Origin of the sequence: Micromonospora sp. WMMD736, from assembly GCF_049179015.1 — a bacterium.
Taxonomy (GTDB): domain Bacteria; phylum Actinomycetota; class Actinomycetes; order Mycobacteriales; family Micromonosporaceae; genus Micromonospora.
On the sequence record NZ_JBMHMI010000001.1, the window covers coordinates 6,866,778 to 6,889,816 of the forward strand.

The window sequence follows — 23,039 nt, forward strand, 5'->3', positions numbered from 1 at the left end:
GGGTCAGCCGGCGCTCGGGCTGCTGGCCGGGGCGCCGGACGGCGGCGGTGCCGCGCCGGTGACCGGCTCGCCGACCGTGAGGCTCTGGATCACCACGTCGGTCTTGGGCTTCACCTTCGCCCCGGTCCCATTGTCCACGGTCGGCTGGGCACCGATCTTCTCCACCACGTCCAGCCCACCGGTGACCTTGCCGATCACGGGGTACTTCGGGTCCGCGGTGGTGAAGTCCTTGAAGAAGATCAGGAACTGGCTGCCGTTGACGCCCGGCGGGTTGGAGATCATCGCGACGGTGCCCTTGGGGTACGTCGGCGGCTGTCCGGGCGCGGGGCTGGCCGAGGGCGACGGCGCGGTCGGCAGGTCCTCGTCGTAGAACGAGTAGGTGGGCCCGCCCAGGCCGGTGCCGCTGGGGTCACCGCAGCGCAGCGCGCCGTCGGCGGTGATCTCGTGGCACTTGGTGTTGTCGTAGAACGACCGGCCCGCCAGGTGGGCGATGCTCGCGGCGGCGCACGGCGAGCTGGTCAGGTTGAGCTCGGCGGTGATCGGCGCGCCCTGGTTGGTGGTGACGGTCATCGGCCGGGTGCCGTCGGTGGGCAGGTCCTTGGTCGGCGGCGTACCCACGTCCTTGAGGTTGGTGTTCGCCGTCGCGTCCTGCGGGGTCCAGAGGCAGGTCTCCTCGGCCGCCGTGTTCTGCTTCGGGTCGGAGTCGAACGCCCCGAGCGCCCAGGCCGAGCCGGCCACGATCACCGCGAGGACCAGGAAGGCGCCCACACCGGCCTGGATCTGCCGACGACGCCGTGTGGCGGCCGCTCGGCGGGCCATCTGCCGGTCGAGCTTGGCCCGCGCCAGTTTGCGCTGCCGGTCCCTGCTGGAAGCCACAGGTGCTCCCCTTTCTTCGCCTGATCGTCACCGGCGGCCGGCCCTTGCGGCCCGTCCGGGCGTCGCGTGTGCCGCGCCACACGCCCGCCAGAGTGTACGGCTAGTGACTGGGAATGTGGTGTACGAGGTGCACCCCGTCCCGAGCAGCGCTTATCGGAGGTTGTCACTGTGCCGCCCGGGGCCTGTGGGACGGACGCGGCAAACCCGCTCGGCCCGCCCGATAGGCTGCTGGGCAGGACGACAGCTCGACGGAGAGGACAGCGCCCGTGCTCGTGGCCGGCTTTCCCGCGGACGCCTTCGGCACCAACTGTTACGTGGTCGCCACCGCGCCGGGGGAGCAGTGCGTGGTGGTCGACCCCGGCATCGGGGTGCTCGACCAGCTCGACGCGCTGCTCGCCGAGCACCGCCTGCATCCGGCTGCGGTCCTGCTGACCCACGGCCACCTGGACCACACGTTCTCGGTGGCGCCGGTCTGCGACGCCCGCGGGATCACCGCGTACGTGCACCCGGGCGACCGGGAGATGCTCGCCGACCCGGCCAAGGGCCTCTCGGCCGACCTGACGTCGCTCTTCGGCGGCCGGCTGAGCTACAGCGAGCCGGAGGACGTGGCCGAGTTGACCGACGGCGCGACCCTCACGCTCGCCGGCCTGGAGATCGCCGTCGACCACGCACCGGGCCATACCGGCGGGTCTGTGCTGTTCCGGCTGCCCGGCGCCGGGTCGGGCTGGGAGGCGGACGAGATCTGCCTCTCCGGCGACGTCCTGTTCGCCGGCTCGATCGGCCGCACCGACCTGCCCGGCGGCAGCATGCCGGCCATGCTCGCCAGCCTGCGCGACAAGATCCTTCCGCTGGCCGACGACACCGTCGTGCTGCCCGGCCACGGACCGAGCACCACCATCGGCCGTGAGCGCGCCAGCAACCCGTACCTCGTCGAGGTGGCCGGCACGTCGCCGGCCGCGCCCACCCGGGGTCTCTAGATCATTCGTCCGCGCCGCGCGCGGACCCACGACACCACCGCGCCGCGGGCGCGGAACCGCAAGGAGTACGCGATGAGCAAGCCCACGCCCATCTCCGGGTTCCCGGAGTGGACCCCCGGCCAGCGGATGATCGAGCAGTTCGTGCTCGGGAAGATCCGCGACACCTTCGAGCTGTACGGGTTCGCCCCGCTGGAGACCCGCGCGGTGGAGCCGCTGGACCAGCTCCTGCGCAAGGGGGAGACCTCCAAGGAGGTCTACGTGATCCGGCGGCTGCACGCCGACGCCGAGGGCGCCGGTGGTGACGACCATCTCGGGCTGCACTTCGACCTGACCGTGCCGTTCGCCCGCTACGTGCTGGAGAACGCCGGCAAGCTCGCCTTCCCGTTCCGCCGCTACCAGATCCAGAAGGTGTGGCGGGGGGAGCGGCCGCAGGAGGGGCGCTACCGGGAGTTCGTCCAGGCCGACATCGACATCGTCGACCGGGACACCCTGGCCCCGCACCACGAGGCGGAGATGCCGCTGGTGATCGGGGACGCGCTGCGCGCCCTGCCCATCCCACCGGTGACCATCCAGGTCAACAACCGCAAGATCTGGGAGGGCTTCTTCCGGGGCGTCGGGGTGACCGACCCGGAGGCGGCGCTGCGCACCGTCGACAAGCTCGACAAGATCGGCCCGGCGAAGGTGGTCGAGTTGCTGGCCGAGACCGCGGGGGCGAGCGAGGCGCAGGCCAAGGCGTGCCTCGCGCTGGCCGAGATCTCCGCGCCGGACGCCTCCTTCGCCGACGCCGTACGCGCGCTCGGGGTCACCGACCCGCTGCTCGACGAGGGCGTCGACGAGCTGGTCCGGGTGGTGGAGACCGCCGCCGGGCACTCGCCCGGCCTCTGCGTGGCGGACCTGCGCATCGCGCGCGGCCTGGACTACTACACGGGCACGGTCTACGAGACCCAGCTGCGCGGCTACGAGCGGTTCGGTTCGATCTGCTCCGGCGGCCGGTACGACAACCTGGCCACCGCGGGCACCACCTCGTACCCGGGGGTGGGCATCTCGATCGGGGTGACCCGGCTGCTCGGGCTGCTGTTCGGCGCGGGGGAGCTGTCCGTCTCCCGGTCGGTGCCCACCTGTGTCCTGGTGGCGCTCGCCGACGAGGAGCACCGTGCGGCCAGCGACACGATCGCGGCGGCGCTGCGTCGGCGGGGGATCGCCACCGAGGTGTCGCCGAGCGCGGCCAAGTTCGGCAAGCAGATCCGGTACGCCGAGCGGCGCGGCATCCCGTACGTCTGGTTCCCGGGGGCCGACGGCGTGGCGGACGAGGTGAAGGACATCCGCTCCGGCGAGCAGGTCATGGCCGACGCGCAGGCCTGGACGCCGCCGGCCGCCGACCTCCGGCCGGCGGTGAACTGAGACTCCCACTGGCGCTAACGGTCGCGGGGACCTACGGTAGCGTAAGTTACGCCACCGTAGGGAGTTCTTCGTGACCGTGAGCACCACACTGAGCCAGACCGCCCTGCTCGTCGAGCTGGAGCCGGTAGTCGCGCGCAACCTGGACCGCCATCTCTCGCTGGCGAAGGAGTGGTTCCCGCACGAGTACGTGCCGTGGAGCGAGGGTCGTACGTTCGACGGGCCGCTCGGTGGTGAGGCGTGGTCGCCCACCGACTCCACCATCCCGGACGTGGCCCGCACGGCGCTGATCGTGAACCTGCTGACCGAGGACAACCTGCCCTCGTACCACCACGAGATCGCCACCCTGTTCGGCCGCGACGGCGCCTGGGGCACCTGGGTGCACCGGTGGACCGCCGAGGAGGGGCGCCACGGAGTCGCCATCCGCGACTACCTGACCGTCAGCCGGGCCGTCGACCCGGTGGCGTTGGAGCGGGCCCGGATGACCCACATGTCCGCCGGTTACGTCAACGCGCACGACGACGAGGTGCTGCACTCGCTGGCGTACGTCTCGTTCCAGGAGCTGGCCACCCGGATCTCGCACCGCAACACCGGCAAGGCCACCGGGGACCCGGTCTGTGAGGCGCTGCTGGCCCGGGTCGCCGCCGACGAGAACCTGCACATGGTCTTCTACCGGAACCTGCTGGCCGCCGCGTTCGAGCTGGCCCCGAGTCAGGCCATGCGGGCCGTCGCCGACGTTGTCGCCGACTTCCAGATGCCCGGCAACGGCATCGAGGGCTTCGCCCGCAAGTCGGTGGCGATCGCCCTCGCCGGCATCTACGACCTGCGCCAGCACCGCGACGAGGTGTTGCAGCCGGTGCTGCGCCAGTGGGACGTCTTCAACGTGACCGGCCTCAACGCCGACGGCGAAGCCGCGAGAGAGCAGCTCGCCGCCCAGCTGGCGGACCTGGACCGCGCGGCGTCCCGCTTCGAGGAGAAGCGCGACGCCCGAGCCGCCCGCCTAGCCCTCCGCTAACAACCCACCCACCCCCGCGCGCCCCACCCCGCGCGTCCCACCCCGTCGATCTTGCACTTTCTGCTGTCACGAATCGGGGCGCAGCCCGCGTTTCGGCGACAGGAACTGCAAGATCGACGGCAAAGGGGTGGGGTCGAGGCGGGGTGGGTCAGGGGAGGGGGAGGAGTAGGCAGGTGCTGGTGGCGTGGGCTACCAGGCGGTCCTGGGCGTCTTTCAGGCGGGCTTCGGCCAGGGCGGTGCGGCGTCCGCGTTGCAGGACGGTGCCCTCGCAGCGCAACGTGCCGCTCGCGACGGTGACCGGCCGGAGGAACTTCACGTTCAGGTCCAGCGAGGTGTAGCCGACCCCGGCGGGCAGCGTGGTGTGTACGGCGCAGGCGGCGGCGGTGTCCAGCAGCGTCGAGAGGACGCCGCCGTGCACGGTGCCCAGCGGGTTGTAGTGGAACTCCTGCGGGGTCAGCTCGACGACGACACGCCCCTCGTCGGCCTCCATGCGGGCCATGTCGAGCAGGTGCATCACCGGGGGCGCGGCCAGTTCCCCCGCGATCATCGCGCGGAGCATGTCGAGGCCGCTGCGCCGACCGACCTGCGCGGCGTTGGCCGCCGGGTCCGACCAGGTGAAGGTACGGCTCCGCGCCGGCTCCTGAGTCTGTGTCATGGACGCAGCGTGGCAGGATGTTGCTGAGTCTGTCAATGAGACCTAGCCTGGTCGGATGAGGCCCGCGGCACTGGACTGGTCGGTGGAGAACTGCACCATCGCGCGTGCGATGGAGATCCTCGGCGAGCGGTGGACCATGGTGGTGCTGCGCGAGGTGTTCAGCGGCGTACGACGCTTCGACGACATGCGGGTCCGCACCGGGATCCCGCGGCAGGTTCTCACCAACCGGCTGGCCCTGCTGGTCGAGCGGGGTGTCCTGCGTCGTGAGCCGTACCGGGAGCCCGGCAGCCGGCTGCGCCACGAGTACCGGCTGACCGAGATGGGCTTCGCCCTCTGGCCGGTGCTGGTCGCCGTGCTCGGCTGGGGCGACAGGTACCTGGCCGACGCCGAGGGCGCGCCGTTGCGCGTGGAGCACCGCGACTGCGGCGCCGAGGTGCGCGCCGAACTGCGCTGCGCCGACGGGCACCAGGTGCGGGAACCGCGTGACGTGCTGCCCCGCCCGGGGCCCGGCGCGCGCCGCCGCACCCCCTGACGCCGCCCGCCGCCCATCCGAGGCGTCGCGGGCGTCCGCCCGCTGCGACGGCCCGGCGTCGCGGGCACCTGTGCGCTGTGACGGTTCGACGCGCGCACGCCCGTCCGTTGTGGCATCAACCTCAGTCGTTGCCCGGGGCTGTCCGAAAGAGATCCGGCGGTCGTTGGGGTGTGACGGCAGATGCCCACGAGTGTGTCCATGGTGTTGCGGCGGCGTCATCGGTGCCGGTCGACGAATTCGGGCGAAACCAGCTCTTGTCAATGATCTTAAGTATGTGAATACTTCAGTTCACTCGACCGGTTTTCGCAGATCGGCCGGGTTGCCCTCGGGTCAGCCACCCCCGGCCAGACCCGTCTCCCCCGCCCAGGAGGTTTGTTACATGCGACCCACGAGGTCCTCCTTCCGTGTTGCGGCGACCGTCGCCGTGACCGGAACCCTGGTCGTCGGCTCGCTCATCGGCGCACCCGCCCAGGCCGCCCCCGCCGCCTCGCCCGACGCCGGCGCGGCCCTCTCCGCCGCGCTCGGCGACCGCTCCGCCGGCTCGTACATCGACGCCAGCGGCAAGACCGTCGTCACCGTGACCGACGCCGCCGCCGCGAGCGCGGTCAGCAAGGCCGGAGCGAGCGTCCGGTACGTCACCCGGGGCGCCGCCGAGCTCAACCGGGCCACCGCCGAGCTGGAGCGCTCGGCGAAGATCCCGGGCACCGCCTGGTGGAGCGACCCGGTCACCAACCAGGTGGTCGTCTCCGTCGACAGCACCGTCACCGGCGCCAAGCTGGAGCGGGTCAAGGCGGCCGCCGCGCGTGCCAACGGCGCGGTGCGGGTCGAGGCCGAGGCCGGCGTGCTGAGCACCCGGATCTCCGGTGGCCAGGCCATCTACACCGGTGGCTACCGCTGCTCGCTGGGCTTCAACGTGCGCAGCGGCAGCACCTACTACTTCCTGACCGCCGGGCACTGCACCAACCTCGGCACCAACTGGTACTCGAACTCGAGCCAGACCAGCCTGCTCGGCACCCGTACCGGCACCAGCTTCCCGGGCAACGACTACGGCATCGTGCGGCACAGCAACTCCGCGAACGCCGCCGGTAACGTCTACCTCTACAACGGCAGCTACCGGGACATCACCGGCGCCGGCAACGCGTCCGTCGGCCAGTCGGTGCAGCGCTCGGGCAGCACCACCGGCCTGCGCAGCGGCTCGGTGACCGCGACCAACGCCACGGTGAACTACGCCGAGGGCTCGGTCTCCGGCCTGATCCGCACCAACGTCTGCGCCGAGGGTGGCGACAGCGGTGGCTCGCTCTTCTCCGGTAGCACCGCGCTCGGCCTCACGTCCGGCGGCAGCGGCAACTGCCGCACCGGTGGTACCACCTTCTTCCAGCCCGTCACCGAGCCGCTCAGCGTCTACGGCGTCAGCGTCTTCTGATCGACGTACCGCACGCGGGCCGCCGGGGCACTCCGGCGGCCCGCGTCGCGCGTGCGGGTCGGCTCACGCGAGCCGGTCCGGGCCGTCCGTCGGCAGCAGCGGATCCGGGGGTACGACACGGGTCGCCGGCAGGGTCGGCCCGAGCGGTGTGGCCCCGGTGGCCCACGCGAGGTGCGCCCGGCGGGCCGACAACACCGCCAGCAGCGGCCAGAGTGAGACGCCCACCGCCGTCACCCGCTCGGCCAGACCGGTCCGGGATCCGCTGGTCACCTCGAACGCGAACCAGCCGAACAGGGCCAGCAGCACGAGGGTGGCGCTCACCGCCACACCGCGCCGAAACGCCCAGGGCGGTTGCGGCACCCGGGGGTGCGCGGCGTCCGGGCCACGCGGCAGCCGCAGCGCCGACCCGGCCGGCCAGAGCGCCAGTGCCAGCACGGCGACGGTCGCCACGATGCCGTGGCTGAGCGAGCCGCCGACCGTCGGCCGAGGAAACGCGACGAGCGCGATGGTGGCCACGCCGCCGACGGCGAGCAGGAAGCGACTCGGAAGTCCGGCCGCGTGCAACACCGCGGCGATCGCCAGATAGCAACAGCCGAGCAGCACCAGGGCGCTGATCATGATCCAGGCGTCGGTGGCGTCCGGCCCGGCGAGTTCGCTGATGGTGTCCCGGATCGGGTCGTACCCGGCGGGCTGCCGGGCGCCCGCGACCGTCCAGCCGCCCACCAGCAGCACCGGCGCGGCCACCGCCGTGGCGACGCCCCAGTTCGGTACGGCGCGCATCAGGTCACGCTAACCGGCGTCGGGGCCCGTCGCCCGGGGTTCGCCGGCTCACCCCACCAGCTAATCACGCGGGCCTGACGGGTGCCCCCCAGCGGGGGCGGTCACCCCTGACACAATGCGGGTGAAGGACTGTTCCACGATGAGGAGTTGCCAGCCGTGATCCGTACCCACAATGCCGGAAGCCTGCGCGCCGCGGACGCCGGCTCGACGGTGACGCTCGCCGGGTGGGTGGCCCGCCGGCGCGACCACGGCGGTGTCATCTTCGTCGACCTGCGCGACGGCTCCGGCGTCGTGCAGGTGGTGTTCCGCGAGGAGGACGCGCACGCGCTGCGCAACGAGTTCTGCGTGAAGGTCACCGGCGAGGTGACCCGCCGCCCCGAGGGCAACGAGAACCCCGACCTGCCCACCGGCGAGGTCGAGGTGACCGCCGCCGCGCTGGAGGTGCTCTCCGAGGCCGCGCCGCTGCCGCTGCCGGTGGACGACCAGGTCGAGGCCGGTGACGACATCCGGCTCAAGTACCGCTACCTGGACCTGCGCCGCAGCGGCCCGGCGAACGCGCTGCGGCTGCGCTCGCGCGCCAGTCAGCTCGCCCGGGGCGTGCTGCACGAGCGGGACTTCCTGGAGATCGAGACGCCGACGCTGACCCGGTCGACCCCGGAGGGCGCTCGCGACTTCCTGGTGCCGGTGCGGTTGCAGCCCGGCAGCTGGTACGCGCTGCCGCAGTCACCGCAGCTGTTCAAGCAGCTGCTGATGGTCGGCGGCATGGAGCGGTACTACCAGATCGCCCGCTGCTACCGCGACGAGGACTTCCGCGCCGACCGGCAGCCGGAGTTCACCCAGCTCGACATCGAGATGTCCTTCGTCACCGAGGACGACGTGATCGACCTCGGCGAGGCGATCGTCTCGGCGCTCTGGAAGGACCTGGCCGGGCACGAGATCACCCGGCCGATCCCGCGGATCACCTGGCACGACGCGATGGCCCGGTACGGCTCGGACAAGCCGGACCTGCGCTACGGCGTCGAGCTGACCGAGCTGACCGACTACCTGCGCGGCACCGAGTTCCGGGTGTTCGCCGGCGCGATCGACGCGGGCGGCTACGTGGGCGCGGTGGTGATGCCCGGTGGCGCGGCCCAGAGCCGCAAGGAGCTGGACGGCTGGCAGGACTGGGCCAAGGCGCGCGGCGCGCGGGGCCTGGCGTACGTGGTGCTGGACGCCGAGACCGGCGAGGCGCGCGGCCCGGTGGCGAAGAACCTCTCCGCCGAGCACCTGGGCGGGCTCGCCGACGCGGTCGGCGCGAAGCCGGGCGACGCGGTCTTCTTCGCGGCGAGCACGACCACCCGCGAGGCGCAGGAGCTGCTGGGCGCGGCCCGTGTCGAGATCGCCAAGCGCTCCGGCCTCATCGACGAGAGCGCCTGGGCGTTCTGCTGGGTGGTCGACGCGCCGATGTTCGAGAAGACGGACGAGGGCGGCTGGACGGCCGTGCACCACCCGTTCACCTCGCCGAACTCGGAGTGGGTGGACCGGTTCGAGGAGGCTCCGGACCGGGCGCTGGCGTACGCGTACGACATCGTCTGCAACGGCAACGAGATCGGTGGCGGCTCGATCCGTATCCACCGGGGCGACGTGCAGCAGCGGGTCTTCGACCTGCTCGGCATCACCCCCGAGGAGGCGCAGGACAAGTTCGGCTTCCTGCTGGAGGCGTTCAAGTACGGTGCCCCGCCGCACGGCGGAATCGCATTCGGCTGGGACCGGGTCTGCATGCTGCTGGCCGGCGCGGACTCCATCCGCGAGGTCATCGCGTTCCCGAAGACCCGGGGCGGCTTCGACCCGCTGACCGGGGCGCCCACCCCGATCACCGGCCAGCAGCGCGCCGAGGCCGGCATCGACGCCAAGCCCAAGCCCGCGGCCACGGCCCACACCGGCACCGCCGGACCGGCCGCCCCGGTAGCCGACCCGGTCTGACCCGGTTCGGTCCGACCCCTGCTTGGTCGACCAAGAGGTTTGCGTCATCATCGCCCCGCGAGATGACGCAGACCTCTTGATCAACGGGGGAGTGGGCGGAGATGCGGGTACTTGTCGTCGGGGGTAGTGGGTTTCTCGGGCGGGAGGTGTGTCGGCGGGGGGTACGTGCGGGGCTGTCGGTGGTCGGCACCTTCCACCGTGGTGACGTCGGTGTTTCCGGGGTGGTGGCGCGGCGGCTGGACGTGACCGACCGGGCTGCCGTGCGCGCGCTGGTCGCCGAGGTGCGGCCGGACGCCGTGGTCGCCACCCCCTACCGGTACGACGACTGGACGGTCACCGCCGACGGCGCCGCCCACGTGTCCCTCGCCGCCGCCGAGGTGGGCGCCCGCCTGGTGCACCTGTCCAGCGACGCGCTGCACGGCGGCCGGCCCCAGCCGTACCTCGACGACGAGCCGCCCAGCCCGGTCAACGCGTACGGGGCCGCGAAGGCGGCGGCCGAGACCGCCGTGCGCGCGATCGATCCCGGCGCGGCGCTGGTGCGTACCTCGCTGATCCTCGGGGAGGGCAGCAAGCAGATCCAGCTCTGCCGGGACGCGCTCGCCGGCCGGGCCGTCCTGTTCACCGACGAGGTCCGGTGCCCGGTCGACGTCACCGACCTGGCCGACGCCGTACTGGAGCTGGCCCACTCGTCGTACGCCGGACTGCTCAACGTGGCCGGCGCGGACGCCGTCAGCCGGGCCGAGCTGGGCCTGCTGGTCGCCGAGCGGTTCGGGCTGGACGCGACGGGACTGAAGACCACCACGGCCGCCGCCGTCGGCGTGGTGCGCCCCGGCGACGTACGCCTCGACTCCACCCGCGCGGCCGGCCTGCTGCGGACGCACCTGCGCGGGGTACGGGAACTCCTGGTCTGACATCACGCACACTTCCTGTGCACAACTCTTGTGCATGACAAGTGTGCAAAGATAGTGTGCAGTCATGGTGAATGACGAAGCGACTCCGCAGCCCGCTCCGCGGGAGGTGCGGATCGACAAGCGGCAGGTCCGGGTGCTCGCGCACCCGCTGCGGATGCGACTGGTCGGTGCCCTGCGGGTGAACGGGCCCGCCACCGCCACCACCCTCGCCGAGCTGCTCGGCACCAACACCGGCGCGACCAGCTACCACCTGCGCCAACTCGCCGAGGTCGGGCTGGTCACCGAGGATCCCGACCGGGGCAGCGGGCGGCAGCGCTGGTGGCAGGCTGCGCACGACGTCACGAGCTGGGATCCGAGCGACTTCGACGACGACCCCGACGCCCGTGCCGCTATCGAATGGATCCAGGGCGACCAGGTGCGCCTCCTCGTCGAACACGCCGACCGCTGGTTCGCCAACCAGCACGAGTGGTCCCCCGCCTGGCGGGACGCCTTCGGCATGGGCGACATCTTCATGACCATCCCGAGCGAGCGGCTGGAGGCGCTCAAGGCGGAGGTGTGGCAGGTGCTGGAGCGCTACCACCGGGAGGCCGAGTCGGTCGACACGGCCGAGCCCGCCGACCCGCAGGCCCGGCCGGTGCACGTCTTCCTGGCCGCCTATCCGCTGCTGGACGGCCCCCGATGAGCGCGAGGAGTGAGCCGGGTTTGCGGGCCCCGCAGTCGCGAATGGAGGTGGCGTCGTGAGCGCGCTCACCGTACGCCAGGTCCGGCGTCGCTACCTCACGCTGTACGGCCTGCGCTGGCTGCCCACCGGCCTGATGATCCCGGTCATGATCCTGCTGATGCAGGAGCGCGGCCTGTCGCTGCCGCAGATCGGCCTGGTCACCACCGCGCAGGGACTGCTGGTGCTCGCGCTGGAGTTGCCCACCGGTGGCTTCGCCGACGCCCTCGGGCGCAAGCCGGTCCTGCTCGCCGCCGGGGTCCTGAACCTCGCCTCCCTCGCCGTGTTCGCGGTGGCCGACTCGTTCGCGCTCTTCTTCCTGGTCTGGGCACTGCAGGGCATCTACCGCGCGCTCGACAGCGGCCCCCTGGAGTCCTGGTACGTCGACGCCACGCTGGCCGCCGACCCGCAGGCCGAGTACGAGAAGGGCCTCGGGTACGCCGGCACCGTCGTCGGTGTCGCCATCGGCGGCGGTGCCCTGCTCAGCGGTGGACTCGTCGCGCTCGGGCCGTTCGGGCCGGTCAGCGCGCTCACCGTGCCGGTGCTGGCCGCGCTCCTCGCGCAGGCGGTGGCGCTCGGCGCGTTGCTGGCCCTGCTGGTCGAAAAGCGGCCGGCCACCGGTCTGGCGGCGGTGCGCAGGTCGGTGACGCAGGCGCCCCGCATGATCGGCCAGGCGGTCGGCCTGCTGCGCCGATCCCGGGTGCTGCTCGCGCTGGTGGCGGTGGAGCTGTTCTGGGGCTTCGGCATGATCACCTTCGAGTCGCTGTTGCCGGTACGGCTCGCCGAGGTGGTCGGTGACCCGGAACGCGCCGCCGCGCTGCTCGGGCCGGCCAGCTCCGCCGCCTGGATCGCCAACGCGGTCGGCGCGGCGCTGACCCCACTGCTGCTGCGCTGGCCCGGGGCGGCGCCGGGAGCGGCCCTGCTGCGCATCCTGCAGGGCGTCACGGTGGTCGGGATGGGGCTGTTCGCGGGGCCGATCGGGGTGCTCGTCGCCTACCTGGCCTGCTACGCCGTGCACGGCGCGTCGAACCCGCTGCACAGTGGCCTGTTGCACCGCCAGGTCGACGGCCCGTACCGGACCAGCGTGCTCTCGCTGAACTCGATGATGGGGCAACCGGCGGCCGCGCTCGGCGGAGTGGTGCTGACCGCGCTCGCCGCCAGCACCAGCGTGGGTACAGCGATGGTGGTCGGCGCGGTCGTGCTGGCCGTCGCCGCCCCGCTCTACCTGCCGGCCTGGCGGGCTGGCCGGCGGCCCGCGTCGGACCCGGCCGGTGCGCTGGCGACGGCCGACCCGTCCGGCCCTGCGGCGGCGGACCTGGCTGGCGCTGCGGCGGCCGACCCGGCGGCGGACTCCCAGGGCGTCGTGGAGCCGCCTCGCCCGCGCGGCGGCTCCGCCGGTGGGGGCGCGGACCCGACGGGCGGTGCCGTCGACCCGACCGAGGCGGCGGTGCCGGTCGAGCGGCGTTAGCGCTCGGGACCGAGGCGGATCCCGGTGCGGGACAGGGTGTTGGTGAAGCCGAGGCGACGGTAGAGCCGCACCGCCCCGACGTTGTCCGGGTAGACGCCGAGCGCGACGGTGTCGTGCCGGGCCAGCAGCGCCCGGGTCATCCCGGCGGTCAGGGCCGCGCCCAGTCCTCGGCCGCGCTGGTCGGGGGCGACGGTCAGGCCGGCCAGGAAGCCGACGTCCCCCCGGCTGCGGTCCGCGCCGCACGCGACCACCCGGTCGCCGGAACGGATGCCGTACCAGTCGACGACCGTGGGGTCGCCCGGGCGCGTGGTGGTGGTCGGGAACGCCTCGTCGACGAGAGCATCCAGCGCCGGGCGGTCGGCGTCGGTCAGCCGTACGACCCGCTGCTCGCCCGGCTGCGGCGGGGGCGCGACGGTGGTCCAGTGGAAGTCCCAGTCGACGTGCTGCGCCACCGCCACCCGCCCGACCGCCAGGGCGGGGTCGAACCGGGGCAGGTGCATGCGCTGCTCCGGTCGTAGCAGTCCCTCGGCGACCAGCGCGGCGCAGAGGTCCAGTACCGGCCCGGCCGGACCCACGGCGTCGGCGCCGGAGCCCCGCTCGGGTGGCAACAACCACAGCACGGCGCCGTCGCGCTGCCAACCGCGCGCCGGGATGCCCGGCGAGAGCGAGTGCCGGACGAACGGGTGCCCCCCGGCGGCGGCCAGGATGGCGGCCCGGTCGTGCAGCGCCTGGTCCTCGATGATCATGGCAACAGCCTAGGAGCCGGCGTACGGGCGACCGCGCCGGCCCAGTGATGCGCCCCGCGCGCCCCGCGCGCCCCGCGCGCCCCGCGCGCCCCGCGCGCCCCGCGCGCCCCGCGCGCCCCGCGCGCCCCGCGCGCCCCGCGCGCCCCGCGCGCCCCGCGCGCCCCGCGCGCCCCGCGCGCCCCGCGCGCCCCGCGCGCCCCGCGCGCCCCGCGCGCCCCGCGCGCCCCGCGCGCCCCGTTCGCCCCGTGCGCCCCGCGCGCACGCTCAAGATCGTCGCAACTTCGGGGATCTTGCTGCTTCACCCGCACCGGAGACAGCAGTGTCGCCGAAGTTGCGCGGGTCCTCACCTTCGCGTCCATCGCCGACCGGTAGCCTGCGCTGCTCGTGCGACGGCTGGCTGGGACGAATCTCCCCAGCCACCCGTCGGTGTTCGCGGCGGCGTGCCTTACCTCGGTGAGCGTGATGCCTGTGAGTCATCAAGATGACTCACAGGCATCACGCTCATGCGAGTCCTCGCTCCCGGCCGTGGGCGAGATGCGGCATTGTTGCCGGTCATCCGCCCTGCCGACGCTCGTGTGAGTTCTCGCCCCCGCCGTGGGCCGAGATGCGGGCGTTGCCGCCGGGTCATTGGCCCCGCCCGAGGGGCAGCCGGGACGCGGTCCTCTGCCGTCGTCGCGGCGGCAGGTCGACTGCGGATCGGGGATCTGGCGGTGTCCGCAGGCGGCAACGCCGCGACGTCGGCGATCTCGCGGGGTCTCCGCGCCGCGATGCCGCCACCGTTCGGGTGCTGCGCGCGGCCCGGCCTGCCGGCACGACGGCGCTGGGCGGCACAGTGGGCAGCCGATCCATGGTGGAGATTGGCGGGTCGACCGATTGGGTACATCAGGCGCCGACCTACTGGGAACCCCCACCGGAGGACCGACATGCTCGCCATTCTCGCGGCCATCGTCTTTGGCTTCGCCCTGCTGATCGACCTGCTCGACACCAACTTCGGCGCGCCCGACCTGTTCAACTGGAACACCCTCGTGCTCCTCGGCCTCTTCCTGCTCGCGCTCTACCTGGGCGGCGTCGGCAGCGGGCCGCGGGGCAGTGGTGGCGGTCGTTGGTACCGGGGTCGCCGCCCCGGTCGTGGCTGACCGAGACCGATCAGCGATGGCCCGGCCCGTAGCGCGATTCCGGCGTCTCGGGTCGGGCCCGGTACTGTCTTCTTGATGGAGTCCGACGCTCTCTTCTCCCTCGGTGCCCCCACCGGGCCGCGTGCCGCGCCCGAGGGTCCCGCCGGTGTCGACGGCTTCACTCCGGTAGCGGACGATTCGCCCCTGCCTGTCCGCATGCGACCCGTGAGCCTGGACGAGCTGATCGGGCAGGACCACCTGCTCGCCCCCGGCGCTCCGCTGCGGCAACTGGTCTCTGGTGGTGCACCGATGTCGGTCATCCTCTGGGGCCCGCCCGGCAGCGGCAAGACGACAATCGCGCACCTGGTGGCCGGTGCCACCGACCGCCGGTTCGTCGCCATGTCGGCGCTGTCCGCCGGCGTCAAGGACGTCCGCGCGGTGATCGAGACGGCCCGTCGTCAGCGCCGTTCCGGCGGCCCGCAGACGGTGCTGTTCATCGACGAGGTGCACCGGTTCAGCAAGACCCAGCAGGATTCGCTGCTCGCCGCCGTCGAGGACCGGACCGTCACGCTGCTCGCGGCGACCACCGAGAACCCGTACTTCTCGGTCATCTCGCCCCTGCTCTCGCGATGCGTGCTGCTCACCCTGCAACCGCTCGACGACGACGACGTACGCGGCCTGCTGCGCCGTGCGGTCGCCGACGAGCGCGGCCTGGGCGGCGCGCTCACCCTGGCCACCGACGCCGAGGACCACCTCGTGCGGCTCGCCGCCGGTGACGTCCGCAAGGCGCTGACCGCGCTGGAGGCGGCGGCGGCCTCCGCCACGGCCCTCGGCACCGGGCGCATCGACCTGGCCACCGCCGAGCAGGCGGTCGACGTGGCGGCGGTGCGGTACGACCGCGACGGCGACGCCCACTACGACGTGATCAGCGCCTTCATCAAGAGCATGCGCGGCTCGGACGTCGACGCCGCGGTGCACTGGCTGGCCCGGATGTTGGTCGCCGGCGAGGACGCCCGGTTCATCGCCCGACGGCTCGTCATCTTCGCGAGCGAGGACGTGGGCATGGCCGACCCCACCGCGCTGAGCGTGGCCACCGCAGCCGCCCACGCGGTGGAGTACGTCGGTCTGCCCGAGGCGCAGCTCAACCTGGCCCAGGCCGTGATCCACCTGGCCACCGCGCCGAAGTCGAACTCGGCGACCACCGCGATCGGCGCCGCCATCGCCGACGTACGGGCCGGGCGGGGCGGCGCGGTGCCCCGGGGTCTGCGCGACGCGCACTACGCCGGCGCCCGTGGGCTGGGCCACGGCACCGGATACCGCTACCCGCACGACGACCAGCGCGGCGTGGTCACCCAGCAGTACGTCCCCGACGACCTGGTGGGCGTCGACTACTACCAACCCGGCCCGCACGGCGCGGAACGGTCCGTGGCGACGCGGCTGCCGCTGCTGCGCCGGATCGTCCGCGGGCTGCCGGCCCCACCGGCCCGCCCGGAAAGCCCGACCGCCGGACCGCCCGCGACCGCTGGACCGCCCGTGTCGGCCGGAGAACCGGTAACGCCGCAGCCGGCGACGGCGCTTACTGGCCGGAACGGCCGGGTGGGCACGGGTGTGGACGGTGCCGCTACGACGCAGGACGGCGGCACGAACGCCGCAGGAGAGGGTCAACAGTGAGATCGCGTGGTGCCGACCGCCCCGACGAGGGCCCGGACGAGCGGCGTGATCCCCGCGCCAAGGGCCGCCGTTGGGGTCGGGGCCGAGCCGAGGCCGAGCCGGAGGAACCGGTAGCCGGCGAGGAGTTCGGCTGGATCGACGACCTCCGCTCGGCCAAGCAGCAACGGGGCGAGCTGGGCCCGGACGGGGCTCCGGCCGAGCCCGTGCCCCCGCGTGCCGGCATGCCGACGCCGCCGGACGCGCCGCCCGGCCCGCGTCGGCCGGACACTGAGGCCGCCGGGGCGCGTCGAGGTGTCGACGGGCCGTGGCCCGGGGAGGCGCCCCCGCCCGGCCGTCGCCCGGACGCCCGCCCGCCCGCCGACCGGGCACCGGTCGAGCGCCCGCGTGAGCCCGGGCCGGCCGGCGTACCCGGTCCGCCGTCGCCGCGCGGCAACCAGCCGCCTCCCGGCGTCGCCCCGACCTCCGCAGGCCCCCGTACGCCGCCGACCGTCCGCCCGGGCGGCGGGGACCCGGCTGACCCCGCCGGCCCCCGACCGAGGGGCGGCGCTCCCGCCGGCCCCGCGCGGGCGCGTCCGACCGTGGGGCCGTCCGGCCCGCCCCCGGGGTCACCGGCCGTGGGCGCTCCGACCGGCCCCCGTCCCGAGGTCCCCGCGCCGACCGGCCGGGCGGAGGCCCTGCCGCCGCTGCGCCGGCCCGAGGCCGTACCGCCCGGTCGGCGACCCGCGCCCGAGCCGGGCGCGGGCGGCCGGCCGCTCAGCGGTGACGGTCTGCCGCCCGGACGGCGTACGCCCGAACCGGCGCGGCCCGCCGGTGGCGCCGCCCGCTTCGACGGACCGGTTACCGGTGTCGCCCCGCAGGTCGCCGACGGACTGCGACCCGATCCCGCGGTCGCCGACGACCCGCGTACGGCTCGGCGTCGTCCCGGGCCGGTCGACCCGGGAGCGCCGGAGCCACCCCGCCCCGCCGCGGGCGGTCGCCGCCGTGCCGCAGAACCGGACGAGCCGTCGGTTCCCCGCTCGGGCAACGCCCCGCCGCTGCCCGACGCGTCGCCCAGGGGCGCTGCCCCCGGTGGCGCTGCCCCCGGTGGCGCGGCCACCGGTGGCGCGGCCACCGACGGCAGCGGTCGCCGTCGGGCGGTCCCCGACGAGCAGGACCGACGCGTGGCGACCGGCGGTGAGCCGCAGCCGGAGCGCCGGGACCGTCCGGAGCGGCCGGCGGACTGGCTGCGGCAGGCCGGCCGGCTGCCGCACACCGACCCGGGCCTGCCGGTGGTCAACCGTCGGGGAAGCGGCGGGCAGCCTGCCGGCCGCCGTACCGGCCCACCGCCCGCCGGCGACCTGAACGACCGCTCCGGTGCTCCACTCGCCGTACCCGATCCGGCCGCGGAGGGTGCCACCGGCCGCCGGGCCGCCGGGCCGCCCGCCGACCCGGGCGCGGACGCTCCCACCGGCCGCCGGGCCGCCCGCGCCCCGGACACCACCGGCGAGCACCCGAGCGGTTCCGGGCCGCAGTCGCCGGTGCCGGGGGAGCGCCCCGTCGGCCGCCGGAGTGCTCCGGGTACCGCCCCGGACCCGATCAACCGTCGCCGCCGCCCGACGGCCGAGCCGGCCACCGAGGGGCGGCCCGGCCCGGCGGGCGAGCGCGGTGACGACCCGTACGCCGGTCCGCCCGGCGGACGCCCCGTGCCTGGCGCGCCCGTGCGGGGTGCCCGCTCCGGCCCACCCGGTGGTCGGGCCCGGCTCGCGCCCGGCGACGCGCCGGTCTCCGGCGCCGGCCGCCGTGGGCCCGACGGTCCGCCTCGGCCCGGCGTCGCCCGCCCCGACGGACCGGCGCGCCCGGCGGTGCCGCCGGGCGCAGGCCCCGATGGTCCACCCGCTCCACGTCCGGACGGCCCGCCCCGGTCCCGCCCCGAGGGTCCGGGCCGTGCGGCGGTGCCGCCGGTCGCCGACGGTCCCGCTCGCGCGGCGACGCCGCCCGGCGTCGGTCCGGACGCGCCACCCCGACCTGGTACGGCCCGGTCCCGCCCGGACGGTCCGGCCCGTGCGGCGGTACCGCCGGGCGTCGGCCCGGATGGTCCGCCCCGCCCGGATGGTCCGGCCCGTGCGGCGGTGCCGCCGGGCGTCGGCCCGGATGGTCCACCCCGCCCGGACACTCCGGCGCGCGCCGCGGTCCGTCCCCCGGGCGTCGCCCAGCCACCCGGCGGCGACGTCCGGACGGGCGTCGAGCAACCCGGTCCCGGGTCACCTGTGGCCGCGCGTGCCGCCGCCCCGCGACCGGCGGACCGCGCCGCGGGCCGGGCGCTGCCGCCGCCCCGCGACGGCGGCCGTCCCGAACCCAGCGGTGTCGCCCCCGTGCCGCCGCCCGGTCGTGCCGGGGAGCCGGTCGCCCGTGCCGCCGTCGTGCCACCGGGCGCGGCGGGGCCGGTGGACCGGCGACCCGTCGAGCCGGTCGACGAGCCGGCGCTGCGCGCGGCCGGCCAGGACGTCGCCGACGACGAGGACGCGGCCCCGGGCGCCCGGTCCGAGCAGCACCGGCAGTCGCGCGAACGACGTCGGCTGCGGGTCGCCGTGCTGGCGCTGGTCAGCATCGTGCTGCTCGGTGCGGTGCCGCTCTTCTTCGGCCTCCGCACCCTCAGCAGGGATCCGGTGTTCGACAACCTGGACCAGCTCGACGTGCCCGCGTGGGCCGCGACGAAGACGGTCGACGACGTCAGCGGCAGCCGTTGGTGCCTGCTCGACTGCCGGCTGCGCGAGCGCACCGTCACCTCGGAGAAGTCGCCGGAGGAGACCGCGAAGGTCTACGAGGAGGCGCTGCGCGGCGACGGTTGGCGGCCGTGGAAGGTCAGCCGCTGCCCGGAGCAGGAGACGAAGGGCAGTTACACGTGCTGGCGTCAGGACGAGTTGACCCTCGACCTGTGGGTGCGCGCACCGGCCTGCGTACCGCCGCCGGTCGACGGGGAGCCGGCGATCGTGCCGTCCCCCGAGCCGTCGGCCGCTGCGGGGGAGTGCGCCGGCTCGTTGGTGTCGGTGAAGGTGCGCAACGCGATCGACGACGAGCGGACCAGGCCGCAGCCCAGCACCGATCCGTCACTGACCGGCGAGGATCCGTACCCGACGGTCAGTGGGGATCCGCTGGGCGATGTGACACCCTCACCGTCCTGAGCCGCTCTCCATCACGGACGGTAGGGTCTGGGGCTGGCGGACCCGCCGGCCGGTGACGGTCCGGTGGGTTCGGTGGGCACCACGGTTGTGCGTTCCGGGGACGTCGGGTCCGGCGGAAATCTGCTTGAGGAGGACACGCGTGGGCGACATTCTGGCGGTCGCGGCGCTGATCGCGGCGAGCGCGTTCGCGGTGCTGGTGCTCATCCTGACGCTGCCGATCCTGCGGCTGCGGCACACGGTGGACGCCACCACCCGGATGATCAACGACCTCAACGACCGGACGGCACCGCTGCTCGGCGACGTCAACACCACGGTGAAGAACGTCAACGTGGCGCTGGAGCAGGTGCAGACCTCGCTCGACGGTGTGAACCTGCAGTTGGCGAAGGTCGACACGATGACCAGCCACGCCCAGAACGTCACCGCCAACGTCGCCAACCTGGCGACGGTGGTGTCCGCCGCGGCCGCGAACCCGCTGGTCAAGGTGGCCGCCTTCGGCTACAGCGTGCGCCGTGCCGCCGCCAGCCGCCGGCACGCCGAGACCGAGCGCGAGGTGCGCGACACCATCAAGCAGCAGCGGCGGGCCGCCCGGCGCGGCAACCGTTGACCGACCCGGCCACAGGAGGTAGCGCGACATGAAGCGGTTGTTCTGGCTCGGCATCGGCGTGGCCGTGGGCGTGGTGGTGGTCCGCAGGGCGACCCGGACCGCGCAGGCGTACACCCCGGCCGGCATCGCCAGCTCGTTGTCGGAATCCGCTGGCAGCCTGGTCGAGTCGGTGCGTAGCTTCGTGGAGGACGTGCGGGTCGGAATGGCCGAGCGTGAGCAGGAAATTCACCAGGCGTTCGTCCAGGGCGAGGCGTTCGACGACCAGTTCGCCGAGCTGCGGGAAGACCCGCGGATCGGCGATAGAGAGATTTTTCCGGAGGAACACCAGCGATGAAGACGGCGGAGATCAAGCGGCGGTACCTCGCGCACTTCGAGGCGAACGGCCATGCCGTGGTGCCGTCCGCTCCGCTGCCCGCCATCAGCGATCCGAACCTGTTGTTCGTCAACGCCGGCATGGTGCAGTTCGTGCCCTACTTCCTGGGCCAGCAGACCCCGCCGTACGCGCGGGCGGTCAGCGTGCAGAAGTGCATCCGTACCCCGGACATCGACGAGGTCGGCAAGACCAGCCGGCACGGCACGTTCTTCCAGATGAACGGCAACTTCTCCTTCGGCGACTACTTCAAGGCCGGCGCGATTCCGCTGGCGTGGGAGTTGTCCACCAAGCCGATCGCCGAGGGCGGTTACGGGCTGGATCCGGAGCGGATCTGGCCGACGATCTACCTCGATGACGACGAGGCGTTCGAGATCTGGCGGTCGGTGGGTGTGCCGGCGGAGCGGATCGTGCGTCGGGGCAAGGCGGACAACTTCTGGTCGATGGGCATCCCGGGGCCGTGCGGTCCGTCGTCGGAGCTGTTCTACGACCGGGGCCCGGAGTACGGCGCTGAGGGTGGTCCGGCGGTCGACGAGGACCGGTACATGGAGTACTGGAACCTCGTGTTCATGCAGTTCGAGCGGGGTCCGGGCACCAACAAGGAGGACTACCCGATCCTGGGTGACCTGCCGGCGAAGAACATCGACACCGGCATGGGCCTGGAGCGGATGGCGTCGATCCTGCAGGGCGTCGACAACCTGTACGAGATCGACGAGGTGCGGCCCATCCTGGCCCGGGCGGCCGAGTTGACCGGCAAGCGGTACGGGGCGCACTCCGGGCACGTGGCGAGTGAGTCGCACCCGGACGACGTGCGGCTGCGGGTGGTCGCGGATCACGTGCGGACGGCGCTGATGCTGATCGGCGACGGCGTGACGCCGAGCAACGAGGGCCGTGGGTACGTGCTGCGGCGGATCATGCGTCGGGCGATCCGGTCGATCCGGCTGCTGGGCTGGCAGGACCGGGCGCTGCCCGAGCTGCTGCCGGTGGCGCGGGACTGCATGGCGCCCTCGTACCCGGAGCTGGCGACCGACTTCGACCGGATCGCGCAGTACGCGTACGCGGAGGAGGAGGCGTTCCTGTCGACGCTGCGTGCCGGGACGACGATCCTGGACACGGCGATCGCCGAGACCCGGTCGGCGGGCGGCAGTTCGCTGTCCGGGGCGAAGGCGTTCCAGCTGCACGACACGTACGGCTTCCCGATCGACCTGACCCTGGAGATCGCGGCCGAGCAGGGCCTGAAGGTCGACGACGAGGGTTTCCGTCGGCTGATGGCCGATCAGCGGACCCGGGCCAAGGCGGACGCGCAGGCGCGCAAGACCGGGCACACCGACGTGTCGGCGTACCGGTCGGTGCTGGACGAGGGTGGCCCGGTGACGTTCACCGGCTACAGCGAGGTGGCCCGCGAGTCGCGGGTGCGGGCACTGCTGGGCGCGGACGGCCCACGGGCGGCGGCGACCGAGGGTGAGACCGTCGAGTTGGTGCTCGACACGACCCCGTTCTACGCCGAGGGCGGCGGCCAGCAGCCCGACCACGGCATCATCACCGTCGGCGACGGTCAGGTCGAGGTGCTCGACGTGCAGCAGCCCGTCCCGGGCCTGATCGTGCACCGGGCCCGCGTCATCCGGGGCGAGGTGCACCCCGGCGACACCGGTTACGCCGAGATCGACACCAGCCGGCGGCGGGCGATCTCCCGGTCGCACACGGCCACGCACCTGGTGCACCAGACCATGCGCAACTTCCTCGGCGAGTCGGCCACCCAGGCGGGTTCGTTGAACGCGCCGGGTCGGCTGCGGTTCGACTTCAACACCCCGACCGGGGTGTCGCCGACCGTCCTGCGTGACGTGGAGCAGCAGGTCAACGAGGTGTTGCTGGCCGACCTGGAGGTGCACGCCTTCATCACGTCGCTGGACGAGGCGCGGCGGATCGGCGCGATGGCGCTGTTCGGTGAGAAGTACGGCGAGGAGGTGCGGGTCGTCGAGGTGGGCGACTACGCCCGGGAGCTGTGCGGCGGCACGCACGTGGCCCGTTCGGCGCAGCTCGGGCTCGTGAAGATCCTCTCCGAGTCGTCGATCGGCTCCGGCGTACGGCGGGTCGAGGCGCTGGTCGGCATGGACGCGTTCGGCTTCCTGGCGCGTGAGCACCTGCTGGTGTCCCGGCTGGCCGAGCTGTACCGGGTGCCCAACGACCAGGTCGCCGACCGGGTCGAGCAGACGGTCACCCAGCTCCGGGACGCGGAGAAGGAGCTGGAGAAGCTGCGCGCCCAGCTGGTGCTGGGTGGGGCGGGTGCGCTGGCCGCACAGGCGAAGGACGTGCGCGGGGTGGCGTACGTGGGAACCGAGGCGCCGGAGGGCGCGGCCGGCAACGACGTACGGACCCTCGCCCAGGAGATTCGCGGCAAGATCGACCCGGCGCGACCGGCGGTGGTCGCCGTGGCGGCCCGGGCGAACGGCAAGGCGTCGTTGGTGGTGGCGGTCAACGCGGCGGCCCGCAGCCGGGGCCTCGCCGCGTCGGACCTGGTGAAGGCGGCGTTCTCCGGGCGCGGCGGGGGGAGCCCCGACCTGGCTCAGGGTGGCGGTCTGCCCGCGACCGAGGCGCCGAACCTGCTGCTTACCGTCGAGAAGGCGATCACCGAGGCGTGATGGACGGTCAGTGTCGAC

At 73.8% G+C, this 23,039-nt stretch carries 19 protein-coding genes; 15 read left to right on the plus strand and 4 right to left on the minus strand.

Annotation, left to right across the window (positions count from 1 at the left end):
• Positions 1 to 3 precede the first annotated feature (3 nt).
• A complete protein-coding gene (locus ACN269_RS31250) occupies positions 4 to 876 on the minus strand; it encodes a peptidylprolyl isomerase (protein ID WP_421475887.1) in 873 nt (290 codons plus the stop codon).
• Positions 877 to 1,142: 266 nt separating this feature from the next.
• On the opposite strand from ACN269_RS31250, the gene ACN269_RS31255 reads away from it, so the two are divergent.
• From ACN269_RS31255 to ACN269_RS31265, 3 genes are all read left to right on the plus strand, one after another.
• Complete coding sequence (locus ACN269_RS31255; protein WP_421475889.1) at positions 1,143 to 1,853, plus strand: MBL fold metallo-hydrolase; 711 nt, start codon at positions 1,143 to 1,145, stop codon at positions 1,851 to 1,853.
• Positions 1,854 to 1,925: 72 nt separating this feature from the next.
• Positions 1,926 to 3,254 (plus strand): histidine--tRNA ligase, encoded by a 1,329-nt coding sequence (gene hisS, locus ACN269_RS31260; RefSeq protein WP_421475891.1) that lies wholly within the window; start codon positions 1,926 to 1,928, stop codon positions 3,252 to 3,254.
• A 70-nt stretch (positions 3,255 to 3,324) separates the two neighbouring features.
• The gene (locus tag ACN269_RS31265; protein ID WP_421475893.1) at positions 3,325 to 4,266 is read left to right on the plus strand and encodes an acyl-ACP desaturase; all 942 of its coding nucleotides are present in this window, start codon (positions 3,325 to 3,327) and stop codon (positions 4,264 to 4,266) included.
• Between the two features lie 148 nt (positions 4,267 to 4,414).
• On the opposite strand, the gene ACN269_RS31270 is transcribed toward ACN269_RS31265, so the two are convergent.
• The gene (locus ACN269_RS31270) at positions 4,415 to 4,921 is read right to left on the minus strand and encodes a PaaI family thioesterase (RefSeq protein ID WP_421475895.1); all 507 of its coding nucleotides are present in this window, start codon (positions 4,919 to 4,921) and stop codon (positions 4,415 to 4,417) included.
• 55 nt (positions 4,922 to 4,976) lie between these two features.
• On the opposite strand from ACN269_RS31270, the gene ACN269_RS31275 reads away from it, so the two are divergent.
• Both ACN269_RS31275 and ACN269_RS31280 read left to right on the plus strand, forming a co-directional pair.
• Complete coding sequence (locus ACN269_RS31275; RefSeq protein WP_421475897.1) at positions 4,977 to 5,453, plus strand: winged helix-turn-helix transcriptional regulator; 477 nt, start codon at positions 4,977 to 4,979, stop codon at positions 5,451 to 5,453.
• 379 nt (positions 5,454 to 5,832) lie between these two features.
• Positions 5,833 to 6,876: a S1 family peptidase gene (locus ACN269_RS31280; RefSeq protein ID WP_421475899.1), complete on the plus strand. Its 1,044-nt coding sequence runs from the start codon at positions 5,833 to 5,835 to the stop codon at positions 6,874 to 6,876.
• 63 nt (positions 6,877 to 6,939) lie between these two features.
• Here the strand turns inward: ACN269_RS31280 and ACN269_RS31285 are convergent, their stop codons facing one another.
• On the minus strand, positions 6,940 to 7,656 hold the full coding sequence (locus ACN269_RS31285) for a DUF998 domain-containing protein (protein ID WP_421475901.1): 717 nt from the start codon (positions 7,654 to 7,656) through the stop codon (positions 6,940 to 6,942).
• 156 nt (positions 7,657 to 7,812) lie between these two features.
• On the opposite strand from ACN269_RS31285, the gene aspS reads away from it, so the two are divergent.
• The 4 genes from aspS to ACN269_RS31305 all read left to right on the plus strand — a co-directional run bounded on the left by aspS (position 7,813) and on the right by ACN269_RS31305 (position 12,715).
• Positions 7,813 to 9,618 (plus strand): aspartate--tRNA ligase, encoded by a 1,806-nt coding sequence (gene aspS, locus ACN269_RS31290; RefSeq protein ID WP_421475903.1) that lies wholly within the window; start codon positions 7,813 to 7,815, stop codon positions 9,616 to 9,618.
• Positions 9,619 to 9,719: 101 nt separating this feature from the next.
• The gene (locus ACN269_RS31295) at positions 9,720 to 10,529 is read left to right on the plus strand and encodes an SDR family oxidoreductase (RefSeq protein ID WP_421475905.1); all 810 of its coding nucleotides are present in this window, start codon (positions 9,720 to 9,722) and stop codon (positions 10,527 to 10,529) included.
• A gap of 64 nt (positions 10,530 to 10,593) precedes the next feature.
• On the plus strand, positions 10,594 to 11,211 hold the full coding sequence (locus ACN269_RS31300) for an ArsR/SmtB family transcription factor (RefSeq protein WP_421475907.1): 618 nt from the start codon (positions 10,594 to 10,596) through the stop codon (positions 11,209 to 11,211).
• A 55-nt stretch (positions 11,212 to 11,266) separates the two neighbouring features.
• On the plus strand, positions 11,267 to 12,715 hold the full coding sequence (locus ACN269_RS31305; RefSeq protein WP_421475909.1) for an MFS transporter: 1,449 nt from the start codon (positions 11,267 to 11,269) through the stop codon (positions 12,713 to 12,715).
• On the opposite strand, the gene ACN269_RS31310 is transcribed toward ACN269_RS31305, so the two are convergent.
• The gene (locus ACN269_RS31310; RefSeq protein ID WP_421475911.1) at positions 12,712 to 13,461 is read right to left on the minus strand and encodes a GNAT family N-acetyltransferase; all 750 of its coding nucleotides are present in this window, start codon (positions 13,459 to 13,461) and stop codon (positions 12,712 to 12,714) included. The two genes, ACN269_RS31305 and ACN269_RS31310, sit on opposite strands and share 4 nt — an antisense overlap.
• A 923-nt stretch (positions 13,462 to 14,384) precedes the next feature.
• Between ACN269_RS31310 and ACN269_RS31315 the strand changes: the two genes are divergently transcribed.
• The 6 genes from ACN269_RS31315 to alaS all read left to right on the plus strand — a co-directional run bounded on the left by ACN269_RS31315 (position 14,385) and on the right by alaS (position 23,021).
• A complete protein-coding gene (locus ACN269_RS31315) occupies positions 14,385 to 14,597 on the plus strand; it encodes a hypothetical protein (RefSeq protein ID WP_421475913.1) in 213 nt (70 codons plus the stop codon).
• A 75-nt stretch (positions 14,598 to 14,672) separates the two neighbouring features.
• Positions 14,673 to 16,247, plus strand: coding sequence for a replication-associated recombination protein A (locus ACN269_RS31320; protein WP_421475915.1), 1,575 nt, complete (start codon positions 14,673 to 14,675; stop codon positions 16,245 to 16,247).
• A gap of 2,462 nt (positions 16,248 to 18,709) precedes the next feature.
• Positions 18,710 to 19,408, plus strand: a complete 699-nt coding sequence (locus ACN269_RS31325; protein ID WP_421476670.1) for a hypothetical protein — start codon at positions 18,710 to 18,712, stop codon at positions 19,406 to 19,408.
• Between the two features lie 139 nt (positions 19,409 to 19,547).
• Entirely contained in the window at positions 19,548 to 20,012 is a 465-nt protein-coding gene (locus ACN269_RS31330; RefSeq protein WP_421475917.1) for a DUF948 domain-containing protein, read from the plus strand.
• Positions 20,013 to 20,040: 28 nt separating this feature from the next.
• Positions 20,041 to 20,346: a hypothetical protein gene (locus ACN269_RS31335; RefSeq protein ID WP_421475919.1), complete on the plus strand. Its 306-nt coding sequence runs from the start codon at positions 20,041 to 20,043 to the stop codon at positions 20,344 to 20,346.
• Positions 20,343 to 23,021, plus strand: a complete 2,679-nt coding sequence (alaS, locus tag ACN269_RS31340) for an alanine--tRNA ligase (RefSeq protein WP_421475921.1) — start codon at positions 20,343 to 20,345, stop codon at positions 23,019 to 23,021. Before ACN269_RS31335 ends, alaS begins: the two co-directional genes overlap by 4 nt.
• Positions 23,022 to 23,039: the final 18 nt, after the last annotated feature.